General features: G+C 63.0%; 9 protein-coding genes. 4 read left to right on the forward strand and 5 right to left on the reverse strand.

Going from position 1 to position 16,739, the window contains the following annotated elements; all coding sequences use genetic code 11:
• The first annotated feature begins 110 nt into the window (after positions 1-110).
• The 4 genes from P5205_18475 to P5205_18490 all read left to right on the forward strand — a co-directional run bounded on the left by P5205_18475 (position 111) and on the right by P5205_18490 (position 5,121).
• Positions 111-1,583, forward strand: a complete 1,473-nt coding sequence (locus P5205_18475) for a DUF4070 domain-containing protein (GenBank protein ID HSA12349.1) — start codon at positions 111-113, stop codon at positions 1,581-1,583.
• Positions 1,584-1,709: 126 nt separating this feature from the next.
• Entirely contained in the window at positions 1,710-3,011 is a 1,302-nt protein-coding gene (locus P5205_18480; GenBank protein HSA12350.1) for a TrpB-like pyridoxal phosphate-dependent enzyme, read from the forward strand.
• A 48-nt stretch (positions 3,012-3,059) separates the two neighbouring features.
• Positions 3,060-3,962, forward strand: coding sequence for a transporter (locus tag P5205_18485; protein ID HSA12351.1), 903 nt, complete (start codon positions 3,060-3,062; stop codon positions 3,960-3,962).
• A 133-nt stretch (positions 3,963-4,095) separates the two neighbouring features.
• Entirely contained in the window at positions 4,096-5,121 is a 1,026-nt protein-coding gene (locus P5205_18490) for a uroporphyrinogen decarboxylase family protein (protein ID HSA12352.1), read from the forward strand.
• A 283-nt stretch (positions 5,122-5,404) separates the two neighbouring features.
• On the opposite strand, the gene P5205_18495 is transcribed toward P5205_18490, so the two are convergent.
• The 5 genes from P5205_18495 to P5205_18515 all read right to left on the reverse strand — a co-directional run bounded on the left by P5205_18495 (position 5,405) and on the right by P5205_18515 (position 16,122).
• On the reverse strand, positions 5,405-8,581 hold the full coding sequence (locus P5205_18495) for a hypothetical protein (protein HSA12353.1): 3,177 nt from the start codon (positions 8,579-8,581) through the stop codon (positions 5,405-5,407).
• Between the two features lie 184 nt (positions 8,582-8,765).
• On the reverse strand, positions 8,766-11,432 hold the full coding sequence (locus P5205_18500) for a hypothetical protein (protein ID HSA12354.1): 2,667 nt from the start codon (positions 11,430-11,432) through the stop codon (positions 8,766-8,768).
• Complete coding sequence (locus tag P5205_18505) at positions 11,429-12,754, reverse strand: endo-1,4-beta-xylanase (GenBank protein ID HSA12355.1); 1,326 nt, start codon at positions 12,752-12,754, stop codon at positions 11,429-11,431. Before P5205_18505 ends, P5205_18500 begins: the two co-directional genes overlap by 4 nt.
• Before the next feature lie 251 nt (positions 12,755-13,005).
• Positions 13,006-14,589, reverse strand: coding sequence for a twin-arginine translocation signal domain-containing protein (locus P5205_18510; protein HSA12356.1), 1,584 nt, complete (start codon positions 14,587-14,589; stop codon positions 13,006-13,008).
• 3 nt (positions 14,590-14,592) lie between these two features.
• A complete protein-coding gene (locus P5205_18515) occupies positions 14,593-16,122 on the reverse strand; it encodes a DUF2961 domain-containing protein (GenBank protein ID HSA12357.1) in 1,530 nt (509 codons plus the stop codon).
• Positions 16,123-16,739: the final 617 nt, after the last annotated feature.

Raw genomic sequence — 16,739 nt, forward strand, 5'->3', positions numbered from 1 at the left:
CTCGACCAGGTTCACCGAGAAGCGCTGGGTCCTTACCAAAGAATCTTCGTGCTGTTGTCTCGCCGGAGTGTTATGTTGCCAGGGTTGCAGTTTCGAACCGCAGCTTACTCATGAGGGTATTGTTGGTCTATCCGCAGAATCCGGATACGTTCTGGAGCTTTAAGCACGTACTGCGCTTTGTCTCCAAACGCTCCACCTTTCCCCCGCTCGGCCTCCTGACCATCGCTGGCATGTTGCCGGCCCATTGGGAGCTCAAACTTGTGGACCTGAACGTCGAGCGCCTCAAGGACAGCGACCTCCGCTGGGCCGATTACGTCATGCTCAGCGCCATGATCATCCACAAGGAATCCGTCCATGAAATTGTCGCGCGCTGCGCCGCCTTCCAGAAACCGGTGATCGCCGGCGGGCCGCTCTTCACCACCGGCCATGAGGCCTTTCCCGCCATCCAGCACTTCGTCCTGGGCGAAGCCGAGGACGTCATGCCGCAGCTCGTCGCCGACATGCGCGCCGGCGCTCTTCGGCGCGAATACTGCGCCGCCGATCGCCCCGACATTACCCGCGTGCCCACGCCCCGCTGGGACCTCGTCCAGTTCCGGCATTACGTCACCATGGCCGTCCAGTTTTCCCGCGGCTGCCCCTACGACTGCGAGTTCTGCGACATCATCATCATGAACGGGCGCGTGCCCCGCACCAAGACTCCCGTCCAGCTCATCGCCGAACTTGAAGGCCTGCGTCTCAGGGGCTGGAGGGACATGGTCTTCATCGTGGACGACAACTTCATCGGCGACAAGCAGCGCACCAAGGCGTTGCTGCGGCAGATCATCGTCTGGCGCGAGCGCGTGCGTCCCGACATGGGCTTTTTCACCGAGGCCTCCGTCAATCTCGCCGACGATGCCGAATTGTGCGAGCTCATGGTCCGGGCCGGGTTCAAGAAGGTCTTTGTCGGTTTGGAAACACCCTCTCCCGAGAGCCTGCAGGAATGCCACAAGGTCCAGAACAAGGGCCGCGACCTGGTGGAATCGGTCAAAACCCTTCAGCGCGCCGGCCTCGAAGTCATGGGTGGCTTTATCGTCGGCTTCGACAGCGACCGGCCGGACATCTTCAAACAGCAATTCGACTTCATCCAGCGCTCCGGCGTTGTCACGGCCATGGTCGGCCTGCTCAGTGCGCTGCCGCAAACCAAACTCTACCAGCGGCTCAAACGGGAAGGCCGCCTTGAAGCTGAAAGCACTGGCAACAACACCGATGCCGTGCTCAACTTCCGCCCCCGACTCAACCGCGAGTTCCTGCAGGCCGGGTACCGCGACCTGATGAAGAAGCTCTACGAGCCAAAGGTGTACTACCAGCGCATCCGCACCTTCCTGAAGCATCACCGGTCCAGTGGTCCGCGGCTGCGAATTTCGCCCGGTGATTTTCAAGCCTTCCTGAAGTCCTTCTGGCTCCTGGGCATTTGGGACCGCGGCCGCCATAATTACTGGCGGTTCTTCTGGGGCACGCTGCTGCGCCGGCCAGGCCAGCTTCGCTGCGCTATCGAACTGGCTGTCATTGGCTACCACTTCCGCCGAGTCGCCAGCCGGCTCTGACTGGCCAGTATGCCGGAGCACGCACGTCGGTGTTTGGCAAGTTCGCAAAGTTTGTGCGTGACTTAGTTTGGCGCCTCCCCCTATTTTTCGCGAGTTCACAGTCCGAAACCTGAATCTGTATCGCCAATGCAAACACGCTTTGACCTGACACAAGCTGACATTCCCAAGAGCTGGTACAACCTGCTGGCTGATTTCCCGGAACCCGTGCCCCCGCCGCTGCATCCCGGCACCAAGCAGCCCGTTCCGCCCGAGGCGCTTTTGGCGATCTTTCCCGAGAACCTCGTGCGACAGGAAATGAGTCCGGAGCGCTGGATCGAGGTCCCCGAGCCGGTGAGAGACATTTACGCCCTGTGGCGGCCGACGCCGATGCTGCGAGCGGTGCGTTATGAGAAAGCCCTTCAAACCCCCGCGCACATCTACTACAAATACGAAGGCGCCAGCCCCGCGGGCAGCCACAAGCCCAATACCTCCGTCGCCCAGGCCTATTTCAACAAGGTGGCCGGCACCAAACGGCTGGCCACCGAAACGGGTGCGGGGCAGTGGGGAGCGTCGCTGGCTCTGGCTTGCAAGCTCTTCGAGTTGGAGTGCAACGTCTACATGGTCAAGGTCAGCTACCAGCACAAGCCGTATCGTCGAATGCTGATGCACACCTGGGGCGCGACGGTGCATCCCAGCCCCAGCGACCAGACCGAATTCGGCCGCAAAATGCTCGCCGAAGACCCGAATTGTCCCGGCAGCCTGGGCATCGCCATCGGCGAGGCCATTGAGGACACCGTCAAGCATCCCCACACGAAATATTCGCTGGGCAGCGTCTTGAACCATGTTTGCCTTCACCAAACCGTCATCGGGCAGGAAGCTCTGAAGCAGATGGAACTGGCAGGCGAAGAGCCGGACGCGATCATTGCCTGCTGCGGGGGCGGCAGCAATTTTGCCGGGTTAGCGTTCCCTTTCATCGGCAAGAAGATCAAAGAGAAGAAGAACTACCGCATTGTCGGTGTGGAACCTTCCGCCTGCCCGTCACTGACCAAGGGGCAGCTGCGTTACGACTTCGGCGACACCGCCGAGACAACGCCGCTGTTGATGATGTACACCCTCGGCCACAAGTTCATGCCACCGTCCATTCACTCGGGCGGGCTGCGCTATCACGGGATGTCACCCATGGTCAGCCACGCGCTCAAGCTTGGGTTGATGGAAGCCGAAGCCTATCACCAGACCAAAGTTTTCGAGCAGGCGACGCTCTTCGCCCAGACCGAAGGGATTGTGCCCGCGCCCGAATCGGCCCACGCCATTGCCGCGGTCGCGGAGGAAGCTATCAAAGCGCGTGAGGCTGGCCGCAAGCGGGTCATCCTCTTCAATCTTTCCGGCCACGGCCTGCTCGACCTGAGCGCCTACGAAACGTACCAGACCGGCAAGATGCAGGATGTCTAGGAATTCACCGATAAACCCAGAACCAAATATCAGAACACGATTCAGATCATGAAGAAGCAACTACCGAAGCTCGTTGGCGTTCTGCTCATCGCAGGGCTGTTTGCATTTCCCACCCTGGTCCCCGCGCAGCCCGTCGTGGCCGGTCACTACCCGGCCGGGGCCGAAGGCATCAAAGGCGCGTCCCTGCCACCACTCGGCGTCTATATCCGCGACTACAACTTCTTTTACTCGGCTGACCGTTTTAGGAGCGGGCCACCCAACTTCGACGTCCTGGGCTACATCAACGCGCCCCGTGTCATCTGGATGACTCCTCTCGAAATCCTGGGCGCGACTTACGGGATGGATGTCATCGTGCCGTTCGGCTACCTCGATTACAGATACCTGACCCCTGCGGGCCAAGCGAAGGACACGTGGTTTGGCCTCGGTGACATCCAGGTCGAACCACTGCTGCTCTCCTGGCATTTCAAGCAGATCGACCTCTCCGGTGGCTACGCCTTCTGGGCGCCAACCGGTGACTACTCTACCGAGCGACCCGACCTGATCGTAAAAGGGCTGTGGTCGCACATGCTGACCCTCGGCGGCGTCTGGTATCCTGATGAATCAAAGACCTGGGCAATTTCGCTGCTGAACCGCTACGAGTTTCTCCATGTGCAAGACAAGACTGATATTGACCCCGGCCAGGTCTTTACTCTCGAATGGGGCCTGAGCAAGGGTTTATCCAAGACGGTTGATGTGGGCCTCATCGGTTATTACCAGCAGCAAACCACTGTGGACCACGGCGCTAACAGGTCCTCGAACAACCTCGACCGCAAAGTTGGCATTGGCCCGGAAATCAGCGCTTTCTGGCCCACGCTGGGCCTGTTCACCTCGGTGCGCTATGCCTATGAATTTGCAGCTGTGGAGCGCCCAGAGGGGCACCTGGTCACTCTGACCCTAACCAAGCGGTTCTAATCTGAAGCTCCACAATCCCTTGGGAAGACCGGCCTCGGCAGCCACGGGCAACCCATCCGGCGGCCCGTCGCCTTCTTTCTTCGCAACCTGTTAGTCTGCCCACGGCTGTATCGCTCCCGCCACCCCTTTAGCCATGACTGACCAGCAATGGAATCAACTCCTCGCAGTCGTCCGCGGCTTGCCCCAAACCCGCCCTCCCATCGGCTTCATCATTGACTCTCCCTGGCTGCCGAACTGGTTCGGCGCCGATATACTCGACTACTTCACCTCCGAGAACCTATGGTTTCAAGCCAATCGCAAAGCCATTGAGACTTTCCCTGATGTAACGTTCCTGCCCGGATTCTGGTCAGAGTTCGGCATGTGCACCGAGCCTTCGGCCTTCGGCGCCAAGTGCGTCTTTCCCAGGAACGAGTTCCCCTTTGCCGACAAGGTCATTCACGATGTCGCGCAGATTGACGATCTTAATGAGCCGAATCCTGCCACTGATGGCCTGCTGCCGTTCATGCTCAACCGGCTTAAGCATGCGCGCCTGCGCTTGGAGGATATGGGCCACAGAATCCGCTTCTCGGTGTCCCGCGGCCCGCTGAACGTCGCAACCTTCCTCATGGGCACCACCGAGTTCCTGATGGCCCTCAAGACTGACCCGGACAAAGCCCATAAACTGCTGCGCACGATTACCCAGTTCCTCAAGAAATGGCACGCTCTCCAGCGCGAGACCTTCCCTTCCATTGACGGCATCTTCCTGCTGGACGACATCGTGGGCTTTGTCGGCGAAGCAGACTTCAGAGAATTCGCCCTGCCCTATTTCAAAGAACTCTACGCTGGGGACGAGGCCGTGAAGTTCTTTCACAACGACGCCGAGTGTGCCAAGTCCATTGGCTACTATCCTGAGATTGGCATCAACCTTTACAACCCCGGCATCTTCAACACCCTCGCGGAACTCCGGCAGATGTCTGCCAACCGCCTCGCGATTCTGGGCAACATTCCCCCTCGCGACGTGCTCGCCAAAGGCTCTCCTGCCGACGTGCAGGCGGCGGTGAGGAAGCTCCTGGCCGAGACGTCCGACCAATCCAGACTGATCCTCTCATGCGCCGGCGGCATGCCGCCCGGCGTCAGCACGGAGAATATCAGGACCTTTGTCGAAATCGCCCGCAGCTAGCGCTGCGGTAGAAATAATGATCGGCCTGCTCCCAAGGGCAGCACCTGGAGCCATCCTCGTTCCAGATTCCTTCTCCGAATCCTGCCCCGGCAACCAATGAGGCGGGATTTAGGCGTACACTGATCCTCACCGTATCCCCAAGCTGAATACACACTTGACACTTTTGATCCACGACGATGTGGCTCCCGCGTTCTAATGGGAGTTGGTTTCAAGCGGTTTGACGGTGAATACGACGATCACCCACATCCATACCTTCGCCATAAACTTAGGTGAGAGCAGCGGGTTACTTCTCGGAGTATCGCGCCACTACGATCGCCGCGCCGAGGTCGCCGGGTAACTGCACCCATTCGCCCTTGAACTTCTTCCAGGGCCTGCCATTGACCTCGACGGCGGACAGCGCTCGGCCGCCTGGCTCGCGAAAGCGCAGACGAATTGCCGTCGGCGGATTTCGGCGTGGGGCCTCGAGCTTGGCGGTAATCACCTCTTCGCCGCCCGTGTAGATAACGCTCGTCGGGCCGAAATGCGTTCCGGTCTGCTCAATGCCGCACTGCGTGCCTGGGCGTAGCCACTCGCGTGGGATCGCTTGGCCGACTAGCAGTGTGTTGCCCTCCTCGCGCACGAACAGGTAACGCAGCCAGCCGGTGGCGTTGGACTCGTCGGAACTCTTGTAATGGTCTCCCGCCCAGTCGCCCATGTCCGGCAGCGCGTGCTCCGTGTTCATCCGCTCGGCCGGGAAGTAGCTCACCGCCTGCGCGTTGAACAGCGCCCGCAGCGCCTGCTTCACGTCGTCCCGGTAGAGGTAAGGCTCTACGTCCAGCAGCAGGCAAGCCTGCATGGACATGCCGCCGCGCCCGAACCAGTGTTGGTCGAAGTCGTCCAGCGTGTAGCCGTATTGGTTTGAGAGGTAGCGGTTATCCTCGTAATCCTTGATGATCCACTCCGCCTCCTGCGACCGCGCATCCAGCGCGCGTGAGATCAGCAGGTGCAACGAGCCTTCCAGCGTCTCGCAGATCCAGCCGAAGTACCGCCCCCGCCGGTGGACCATGGACGGAATATGCGGCACCGCTGTGCCATCCCGCAGCCGCACCACGGGCGACCGGCTGGACGCCTTGCGGAAGTTCACCAGCAGGCTGGTGTGGTAAGCGTCGGCTTCCTGCCGCACTCGCGCGGCCTCGGGATGGTTGATCTGCCCCAGCGCCCAGGCCGCAGTGTCCAGCCCGCGCCACATGTAGCAACTCGTCGAGAGCCACGTCCACCAGTCCCCGATGTCCTCCAGGCTCCCGGCCGGCAGCAGCCCGCGCTCCAGTTCGTGCCGGTCGGAGGTGCGTTTGGTCTCGTTGATGATCCAGTCCGCCCCGGCCAGGATGCCCGGTGCCGCCCGCCGCAGCCACGCCTCGTCCCGCGTGAAGCGGTAATGCTCTCCCAGCATCCACAGAATCCATCCGTGGTGCTGGTTGTAGCCGCCCTCCTCGACCCCGCCCGCGCCATAGAGCACGCCCTGTTTCGTCGTGAAGTCGCCCGGCAGGGGCGCCGTGCCTTGGTAATGCAGCCAGGCGTCCAGGCATTCCTGCGCTTCTTTGTGATACCCCCGCCGCTCCAGGTCCACCACCATCATGCACGACTCGTTCCCATACGCGCCGTAGGCGAACGAGCCTACCCGCGCAAACCGCCGCCCCGTGCTGTCGGGATCACCCTCGCAGTTGATCAGCAGGTGCCCGGCGTGGGCGCGATAGAACTCGTTGAGCATGGGCTCCGGCGTGATCAGCCGGGCGCTCTGGTCCAGCCGCCGCCGCCAGTACCCCGCCACCGCGCGCTGTTCCTGTTCGAAATCCAGCCTTGCCAGCAACTCCCGCTCCCCCTTCTCCGTGAGCAGCACGTAAGGAATCTTCACGAGCACCGTCTTGGAAGCGCCCGGCGTCAGCTCCCAGGTCCATGACAACGTTTCCCCCTCGACCGCGGGCGCCTTGTCGCTGAGAACCTGGCCCCGCACGTTGCCGCCGAGCCAGAGCATTCCGTTGGCATCCGCTCGGAGCGGCTTGAGCGTCTCGCCGCTCTTGTAACTCATGGGCAGCGCGGCGGTCTGCGGCGAGCCGGTGATGTTGGTGAAGACGAACTTCGCCAGGAACACCGCGAACGTGTCCGCGGCGGGCGCCGGGCCATCCGCCCGCGCGCCGCCCAACTCCGTGGCGAAAGCCGTTTGTGAGATGCGCACACCGTTGGTCTCCCAAATGGTGTGGCCGATGGGCAGGCACGCCTCCTCGATGGTGCGGACGACCGGCGCCACCGGCGGCTGAAACCGGAACCGCACCGGCGCCGGCTCGAGCGCGAACCGCGGGGTTTCTTTGCCCGCCCGCCGCTGCAAGTAATGGTCGTTCGACCGGAACCGCACCGTGCCATCCGCGTCCAGGCGGAACCGCTGCCGCCCGCTGTCCAGCCCGAGCGGTAGGTAAATGTGCGATTTCTTGGGCGGCATCCCGTCCCAGGCCGCGCGCCAGGTCTGTTCCGGCATGGCTGCCACCCGGTCATACAAAGTCTTGTTCCCCGCGGCTTTCTGCGCCGCCGCCACTGCCGCGTAGTCCCGGTTGTCACCCTCCGGCAACACCGCCGCCTCCGCGTGCGGCACAAACAACGCCCCCTGCTTGAGGTCGTCCACGGCGAACGTGAACACGCCCCCGCTGTTCCGCACCGTCACCAGCGTGCGATCGAAGGTATTGGGGTCCGGGTTCGCGGCCAGGCGCAGGATCAGGACGGATTTGCGCGAGGCCGGAGGCAAGAGCTTCTCCACCGCGCCATTAAACAGCTCGAAGCCGGACTTCATGCCGTCCGCCGATTTCCAGGCCAGCGTCACCGTGCGCGACTCGATGGTGGAATCGGTGAAGGCCTCGATGCGTTCGATCTTCGGCAGCGGCGCATCGGAGGCGACCCGCAGCTTCAGCGTGTAGCGGAAGGCGGCGGGGTAGTCTTTGAGCTTCGGGAACTCCTTCTCGTTCACCGGCCGGAAGGTGAAGGTGATCTTGCCGGCCTCGCCTTTGACGATTGCGTCCGCCGTGCGCCACTGGTAGGTGTACCAGTTTCCCAGCTCGAACCAGCCGACGCTGCCGCCGCCCGGCTCGCGGTCCTTGGGCAGGTGCTGCTCGGGCCAGCGGCTGCCCCAATACTCCAGCCGCACCTGCTCCGGCGCGGGCGGCGTGGCGGCGAAATGCACCACCACCCTGTGGATCTCGCGCGGGTCCTCCCACATCACACCGTTGCCCCCGGGCAGCGGCAAACCATAGCGCGCGGCCTCAAACGGCTCGGCCCGCAGCGTCAGCCCCAGGCACATCACGCCAAGCGCCACCAGCCAGAGCCCGTAGCCGCCGACGTCAGTCGGCGCAAGTCCCAAAAAACGGCGCGGACTGACGTCCGCGGCTACGGAATTGCGAAGGGGCTGGAACAGAAGGGCCTTTGTGTTCGGTCTCATGGCTTCTCAGAGCGGGCAGTTGATAGCGGCGGGAAGCCAGGATGTCGAGGCCATTCAGAGCGTCCGTGTGCTCCACGGTGCGCGCCATGACCGCGAGTGTAAGCACAGGTTGTGACCGCAGAACCCTGTGACTCTCAGGCCGACGGGCGGTTGTTTGCCGGTGCGCAAGCCTGTCTCGGGCAGCCTACCGGCTCAGGCGCAACATCTCGCCCTGTTGCGGGCGAAGCGTGATCTGCCAGCCGGCGCGGGAGGGTCTGGCGGGCGTCCCTGAAACCAACTCCTGTGCGGCTGCGACACGCCTCCAGCCCAGTGCCTTAAGGTCCACCATCACCCTCCCGCTCTGGGTTTCAGCGGTGTCGTTGAGCAGAGTCAGATACGCGGTCTCGTCGGGTCCCGGGCCAAAGCGCTCGACGAGAATCTTCGGATTGTCACATGCGGCGTGGGTCACGGGCTGCCAGCCCGCCGCCGCGAGCTGTTGCAGCAGCGGGATATACTTCTTGAACAGCGCGCGGTCGCGCTCATACCACTTCCTGCCTGACAGCCAATACGGGTCCTTCGAGGCGGCTTCCTGGTCGAAGAACCCGGGCCACACGCCGTAGAAGAGGCAGCGCTGAAAGTAGCGCTCGACCAGATCCGGGGTGAACTTCGCGTAGTCGGTGTTCATCAGCAGGCAGTAGGGCTTCCGGCGGCAGAGGGCGCGACGAAAGCTCATCACCGCGTCCGGGTCCGGGAGGTATTCGCCGTGATGCAGCCAGTTGACCTCGGTGCCGAGGACGTCGAGCTGCGGGGCGGGGAAGGCGAACTGCCAGAGGACGGCGTTCGCGAACATCAGCTTGCCCTGCTCGCGCATTTCGGCGGCGGTGTCGCGCGCGAAGGTCCAGGTGTTGAAGATCATCAACTGGCAGACCCGCCCCTCGCGGTCGAACACCAGCGGCGCGCGCGCGGTGCGGAAGTGCTCCCGGCGGTAGTTCAGCTCCGCGCAGGACATCTCGAACGAGTCCAGGTAGACGCCATCCAGGCCGGGCGTTGGTTGAGGGTTGAGGATCGAGGGTTGATGGGGTAGAGGGCCTTGTCTTGGCTCGTTCTTCTTGAAGGCCGCCTCAATGTGCTGGCGCATGACCATTGCCTTGTTGAACGGGCGCTCGGGAGTGGTGGGCAGGTCCGGGTCGGGATTTAGCGTGAAGACGCCGCCATCGCACCACGGCGCCTTGACCAGGTAGAGAGAGAGCCGGCCTTCGCTGTTCTCGACACCGCTGGTGAGCGTGGCCGCCGCCATTTGGGCCTGATCCTCGCCCCGGGCGCTCCCCAGATCGTTGGTCAAGACCGACATGGCGCTCTCGTAAGTCCGGGGCGCGTCGCCGGGCATTGCCAGCCAGTGGCTCATGGGCTCCACATAGACGAAGCTGGCGATGCCGTGCTGGTCGTCAAACGCGACGTTGGGAGCGCCTTCCTGAAAGGCAAACCCGAAGTCCTCGTGGTCGGGCACCCGGGCGATGTCGGCGAACGGCATCCAGATGCCCTCGCGGGCGACGCGCCTGGTGAAGTGTTGGGGGAAGATGTCGTAATACTTCTGGAGCGCGGCGCGGAAGCCCCATTGCGGGTCAAAGCGGTAGATCACGAAGCGGAACTCAGCACCGCTGGGAAGCCTCGCGGTGTCCTGCGTCAGCCCGAAGTCATAGGCGATAAAGAACTGCCTGGTGCCGGCGTGATAGACCAGCCGGTATTGGGCCGGGTGATCCATGTCGAGTCCCAGCGCCAGGCCGCAGCGGTCATTCCACACCGCGGCCAGGGGATAAAGCGACATCTTGCCGTTCGCGCCGCACCGAAGGTTGATGGTGTTGGCGAACTCGCCGCTGCCCGCGATGCGGCGGCTCCGCCGCGCATCATCCCCCCACTGCCAGCCGGTTGCGTCCAGCGGCAGCGCAAAGAGGAGCGTGACGGCGCGATCTCGGCCCGTCGTGTCGGTCACGCAGCCGGTGATGGCAATGTGGTCCCGATGAGGCGCCAGGTCGGCCACCAGTTTGAGGCCAAGTTCCGTGCATCCCCCGGCGGTGAAGGCGTAAACGTCTGAGTCCGCGGCGTAATCACGGGCCAGGAAGCCTGATGGTGATGTCGCCCCCACTTCCTTCCCATCCACTCGCAGCGAGGTGATGGCAGTGTCGCGCAGAGTCATTCGTAATCCGTCGCGCGTGGAGACCTTGCGTTGCGGGGCTTGTGTCTGGGGCGGCGCAAGCGTGAACTCCTGCAGCGGCACGCCCTGAAACAAGAGCGCCCCTGCCGGGGTTGGGACCTCTTCCACGGAGGCGTCGTCGAACCACACCTTGCCGGTGTGACCGCGAAACAGGCAATGCAACGTCAATAGCCTGACCGGTTTGTCCGGCAGCAGCACAAACTCGCGTTTCTCCCAGTCGTGCGAGCCGCAGGAAAAGCTCGCCGTCTGCCCCCAGAGAGAGGTGCCATCCGCATGGATAATGTCCACGTAGAGCGAGTAGCCGTTGTCAGGGCTGCCGCTGACGTTCTCGGCCCGGCTCCAGCCCCGGACAATGAAGGGCGCAATGTTGGTGCGGTTGAGTGTGAGCGTTTGGCTGATGCCATGTTCGCCGCCGCCTTCTGTTCGCTCGCAAACGACACACTGGGAGCCGGCGCGTCCCGCCCCCGGCGCCGGGCGATAACCCTGCTGCCAGGCAAACCAAGGCGCCGGCTTTTCCGGAAGAGGGTCTTCGAAGGCGCCGTTTACCAGCAGCGGAGTGCCGCTGTTCGTGGCCTTCACGACCCGCATCGCCGGTGTCCCGTCACACACAGCCAATGCGGCTGCGAGCACGAGCGCGGAGAGTGATGTGCGGTTCGTCATGCCGTGAGTTCAAAGCGGTTCTTACTCCCGCGTTCCCAGTGCACCTCCTTGGCCACGTTCTGGCCGTCGGGCAATTGGGCAATCACACGGTGTGTGCCGTAGTAGGCGCGCAACTTCACCCTGCCCCGGGCATCAGTCGACTCCTCTGCCCGGGTCCACCACTGTCTTTTGATCAACGCCATGAGCTGATCGTAAACAGGCTTGGGAGACATGTCCCGCCGGAGCCAGCCCGCGGGCGCGCCTTGCCATGCGCCCAGGTCGGAGAAGTCCCACCACGTGATCGCCTGCACCGCCGGGTGTGCAAACAGCGCGGTGTAGAATTGCACCGTGCGTTCCGCCTGCCGGGCCTCACCCTCGGCGGTGGTCGGTCCCCAGTTTTGGCCAGGGCCCTTATGCTGGCCGCTTACGACAGTGGTTTCCGTAAAATGGAGTGGCAGACCCAGTTTGCTGTAGGTGTCACAGATGTCCCAAACCTTGTTCAACTGCCACGCGCCCCCGTGCATGTGACTCTGGATGCCGACGGTGTCAAACAGCAACTGGCCCTTGTCCCGCAGCCGTTCCAAAATAGAGTAGTAGGCGGGTTCGGTGAGGTAATCATTCACAAGCAACATCGCGCGCGGGTTGGCCGCGCGAGCGGCTTTCAGATGCTCGGCAACATAGGGGACAGCCCCCAACGACACCGCCCAATCGGCCATCTTCGTCTTGTTAGGCTTATTGGTAAGGTGTGTTGCTTCGTTGACGACATCCCAGATGTCAATGCGGCCCTGGTAGCGGGAGACGATCTCGCGAACGCGCGCCACGGACAGGCGCTCGATCTCCTTCGGGTTGTCGGGGAGCCAATCCGGCGAGCCTGCTGGGTGGTCCCAAACGAGGGGGTGGCCTTTGCAGGTCATGCCGTGCTCGCGTGCCCAGGCGGCAACCTCGTCCGTGTAATGATAGTTCGCCTTGCCGCGTTCACGTTCATACCTCGCCCAGTAGAAGCCGAGTGTGCAGTAGTTGAGCAGCGAGACGAATCGCTGCCGATATTGTTCCTCCAGGTCGGGCTTGCCGCAGCCTCCGAACAGGAAGAAGTTGCAGCCGAAGAGAAAATCGTGGCGGAGCTGCTCCACCCGGACCTTTGCCCCTCGCACCGGCTTGCCTCGTGCATTGCGGACGAGGATATCTCCGTCGCCCATGCGGTGCTGCGCAATGCGTGCTCGGGTTTGGGCAAGGACTTCATCGTCCGTCGGTTTGGGCTTCTCTGCCTGAGTGCCCCAGGCGGGATGGCTGAGCAGCAGAGCGCCGGCGCTGGCCCCGGCTTTGAGGAACACTCGTCTATTCACGGCGATAGGAAATAACAATAGACTTGAGGGCTAAAGCCAAAAGTGTTCAAGCCAGACGAGGACGCCTGCTCTGCAAGCGGAGGCAACGCATGCCGCTTGTTCCTTTGTCACCCTAGCCTCTTGCTCCGAGGTGTGCGGACCTCCCCAACCAGCCACACCAGCAGCCCGGGGCCCGCAAGGGGCAGTTCTAACCATAACGGCCGTCGCTTTGCTGAGATCACGCACTGCTGACGGCGCTGCCGGGTCGGCTGTCAGGACTTCGGTTGGGAGAGGCGGGCGATGTCGGGCTGGGCGGGGTCGAGGTCGGCGGGCAGGTAAGAGAACAGTTCGGCGTTCTTGAGCCAGAACCGTATCTTGTAGTCGCTCGCTTTCTGCGCCGCGGTGAACGCAGAGGATTTCCATTTCAGTTCGTGGCGGACGGAATCCCCCTGGAAGGTGACGCAGTTTTCCTTCGAGAATCCAGGCACCACTTTGTTGCGCCGGTCGAGGATCTCGGCCGTCACATATCCGTTCGTGCCGGTGCGGGCGTTGATGGTCACCACCGGGCGGCGGAAGGGATCGCGGCGGCCGATGAGCCAGCCTTCGTTGATGCCGGCGCGCATGGAGCAAAAGCCGTCGAGGCGCAGTGTCGCCAGACCGATGGCGGCATTCACGCGCTTGTCATCGTGCAATCCATCGCAGCCGCCGTAGTAGAAGTAGAGCTTGTCGCCGACAAGGACAGGCGCGCGCGCTGTGACGATCATGCCGGCATCCCATTGGCCCTTGGCGCCGCGCGGGATGAACTGCTGCCGCCCGGCAGCGCGGGTCCAGTTGATGAGGTCCCAGCTCCAGGCCAATTGCACCTCCATGGTGCGAGGTGAATCCTCCTGGGCTTCGTGGAGCTTCTTGACCGAATAGTCGCCGGACTTGAAGTAGCGGGCGTGGTACATCCACGGCTGGCCGATGTAGAGGCCCTGGTAGGGAAACACGGGCATGCCGTAAATCTGGGTGGCATCCGGGTCGAGATCATCGGCGGCGAAGAGCGGGCCCTCGTAGGGTTTGGTCCAGGTCAGCGCGTCTTGGGACCACCCGACACCGACGGCACGGCCGCGGCGGCTGCGGGTTTTCCAGGTCACGGTGTAGCGTTTCTGGTAAGGATCATAGAAGAAGTTGACGACATCGGACGAGGTGAAGAGCGCCTTCTTCTCGGTCTCGGGGACATACTTCCAGTGCAAGCCGTCGGGCGAGAAAGCCACGCGGGCGTGCCCGGCTTTGCCGTCAAAACCGAACAGGGCGTAGCGCTTGTCCGGATCGGCGGGCTCGGGGCAGCGGAGGACGCTGGGGTTGTGGCACTCGCCACCGCCCACCTCGCGCTGGGCGGCGGACAGGCAAAAATTGTTGGCCTTGGAGCCGTTGAACTCGATGATGCCAAGGTCGGGTTTGGTCCAATGGATGCCGTCGATCGACTCCGCGTACCCGACGTGGTTGCCTTTGGTGAGGACCTGATACCAGAGTCGCAGCTTGCTGCCGTCCCGGGCAACGGTGCCATAAACGTAAGGGCCGGTGATGGCAGCGGGCACGCTGTCCCAGGGCTTGTCGCTCTTGAGCACGGGGACGGGATGCTTCTCGGCGGCGTGAAAGACGCGGGCCAGGCCCTGCTGTTCCTCGACGGCCCAGGCATCGAGGAAGAGCCGCCGCCAGTGGCCTTGGCCGGGACCCGCGAGCGCGGTTTCGAAGGGCGTCCCCGCGGAATCGGTTTGCGCGAACGCCGGGGTGAACTGCCAGGCGGCGGTGCCGGCGGCAGCGGCGGCGGTGAGTTGGAGGAATTGGCGGCGGGAGAGGGTATGATTGTTCATAGGTCACTGTTGGATTTTACGCAGGTCGAGATTGAGCGGCCGTGCATAGACCGGCACGCGGGCGATAAGGGAGTCAAAGCCCAGCTGGCTTCCAGCATTGGCGCCGGGCCTGTTGGCGGCCTCGAACCGCAAGACGTGCTCGCCCGCGGTCAACTGGCGCATGCCCCAGCGGTGCGGCGTGACGCCCACATCTTCCCCGGCGAGGGTCATCACCGCCATTTCCTGGCCGTCGAGCAGGACACGATACCGGCCACCCTCGGGCCCGTGGACCATTTGGCCGACCAAATCCGCTGCCTCCGCTTTGTCGGTCGTGAAGCGCAGTTCCATCCACCCGTCAACCTCGGCGGGCGTGAACGCCAGGAACTTGTCGCCTGTGACCTTGCCGCGCAGATCCTGGGTTGCCGCGGCGCCGTCGGAATGCCGGCCGCTCTTGAGGGCCTGCCAGCCGACCACCAGCGGGCGCTCGTTGAAGGGAAGCCGCTCCGGCCCCGCCGGCAGCACGGGCCAGGGCTTGTGCGGCTCGGTCTGATACCAGAGCGCCACCGACGACATCAGATCGTCGCGCTCGATAAACCCATTGCGCTTGCCATCCGGGAGGGTCACCGATCCCTTGTGCTCAATCTCCACGCGCAGCGAGTTGGTGAATACCACGGGGTCGGTCAGATGAAAGCGATACGCCGTCCCGCGGTCGCCTGCCTTTTGGCCTTCCCATAAGGGCGTGCCATAGAAGGGGCCGTCCTGTTCGCGGAATCCCCACGCATCACAGAAGTAATCCTCGGTGCCGGTGCCGCGCAGGCTCGGTTCGGCTTCGCCGTCAATGAAGAAGAAGTCGTCTCCCTCGCCATACCAGCCGGCGGACATGTGATAAACGCTCTGAATGGTGCCGACGTAATGTCCGTGCCCCTTGATGTCGGCCAGCAGGTAGTTGCGGCCCATGACGCACGGATGTTCCTGCCGGTACATGGCGTGGAAGTATGCGGTGTTGGCCGGCAGCGTCTCATGCTCCTGCCAGTCCACGTAGTAGTACAACGAGCGGCACGGCTCCTTGCTCTCGTTGGTCACCGTGATCCTGGCCGACTTGCGGAAGGGCATCGGCCAGTAGCAGTTGCGTGCCCGGCCCTCCGACGTGGCGCGGATCGGAATAGACATAAAGGGTTTGTCCACTCCGTGGCCGATGCCGAAGAAGTCGCCCACCGGGCATTCGACGCTAGGATGTTCCTCGCCGTCCCAGTAAATGCGCAACGTCAGCAGCCGCGAGTAGAACGGCGCCTTGTGCGAGATGGTGAACCAGATGTGCGTGATCATGCCCGGACCTTCCAACTCCACGACTGTTAGCGTTCCGCCCGCCTCGATGCCACGCCGGTCGCTGTTTCCGGAGTGCCAGTTCGGGTCGGAGGAGGAGTCCCGCCGGGTGCGGAAGTCCTTGAGCTGCTCCAAGCCCGCCAAAGGACTGCCCGAGACGGATAGCTGAGCCTCGGCGGGGGCGACCAAGCCGACGCAGGTGAGGGCGAGGAGCAGAGAACGAGCATTCATGGCTACGTGGAGAAGTCCAACAAACTGAGGTTCCGGTTCGCAGTCATGAGCTTCGAAACTAAAGGGCTGACGCTGGTTTGTCTACGTCGCAATGACAGTGGGCCCGGACTGCGCCCCTCTGCCAGTGCAGCACAGGACCCAGCAGTTCTCCAACGGGTGAGATTGCGTCTAGGCCTGCCGATCCCGAACACGGCTGCTTTTCCGGCTCGTTACTGCCGCCAATGGTAAGGGTAGGAAATGCCCGCCCCAAACCGAATCCTCAGCACCACAATCCACTACTCCAGTGCCCTACTCCTGGACCGAATAGCCGCCCCGGTGTGACAACGCTGTGACACCCGCGATACCCCGGTGTGGTTCCCATGGGGGCCGACCCCCATGGGAACCACACCGGGGTCCCGCCGGATTGGCACCGTCCCAACGCCGGGGTTGGCTTGGGGGCCGGGTGCCTCAGACCTGGGGAATGGGCGGAGCCAGTAGTTGGGGCGGCAGGCGGCGGGCGTGGACGGAGATACCCGATTTGAGGTGCAGTTCTCGAATCCACCAGCCCGGTGAGACGATTCTAACAGGTAATGGCTGGGTTGATTCCGCGTTTTGGGTAGGCCATAAGCTGGAAGATC

It is taken from the genome of Candidatus Paceibacterota bacterium (assembly GCA_035452965.1).
Classification (GTDB): Bacteria; Verrucomicrobiota; Verrucomicrobiia; order Limisphaerales; family UBA8199; genus UBA8199.

What these genes read in the sequence shown, in the direction of transcription:
- P5205_18495 (HSA12353.1), bottom strand. Translation starts at nt 8,581, where the DNA reads ATGAGACCGAACACAAAGGCCCTTCTGTTCCAGCCCCTTCGCAATTCC.
- P5205_18475 (HSA12349.1), top strand. Translation starts at nt 111, where the DNA reads ATGAGGGTATTGTTGGTCTATCCGCAGAATCCGGATACGTTCTGGAGC.
- P5205_18500 (HSA12354.1), bottom strand. Translation starts at nt 11,432, where the DNA reads ATGACGAACCGCACATCACTCTCCGCGCTCGTGCTCGCAGCCGCATTG.
- P5205_18485 (HSA12351.1), top strand. Translation starts at nt 3,060, where the DNA reads ATGAAGAAGCAACTACCGAAGCTCGTTGGCGTTCTGCTCATCGCAGGG.
- P5205_18490 (HSA12352.1), top strand. Translation starts at nt 4,096, where the DNA reads ATGACTGACCAGCAATGGAATCAACTCCTCGCAGTCGTCCGCGGCTTG.
- P5205_18480 (HSA12350.1), top strand. Translation starts at nt 1,710, where the DNA reads ATGCAAACACGCTTTGACCTGACACAAGCTGACATTCCCAAGAGCTGG.
- P5205_18510 (HSA12356.1), bottom strand. Translation starts at nt 14,589, where the DNA reads ATGAACAATCATACCCTCTCCCGCCGCCAATTCCTCCAACTCACCGCC.
- P5205_18515 (HSA12357.1), bottom strand. Translation starts at nt 16,122, where the DNA reads ATGAATGCTCGTTCTCTGCTCCTCGCCCTCACCTGCGTCGGCTTGGTC.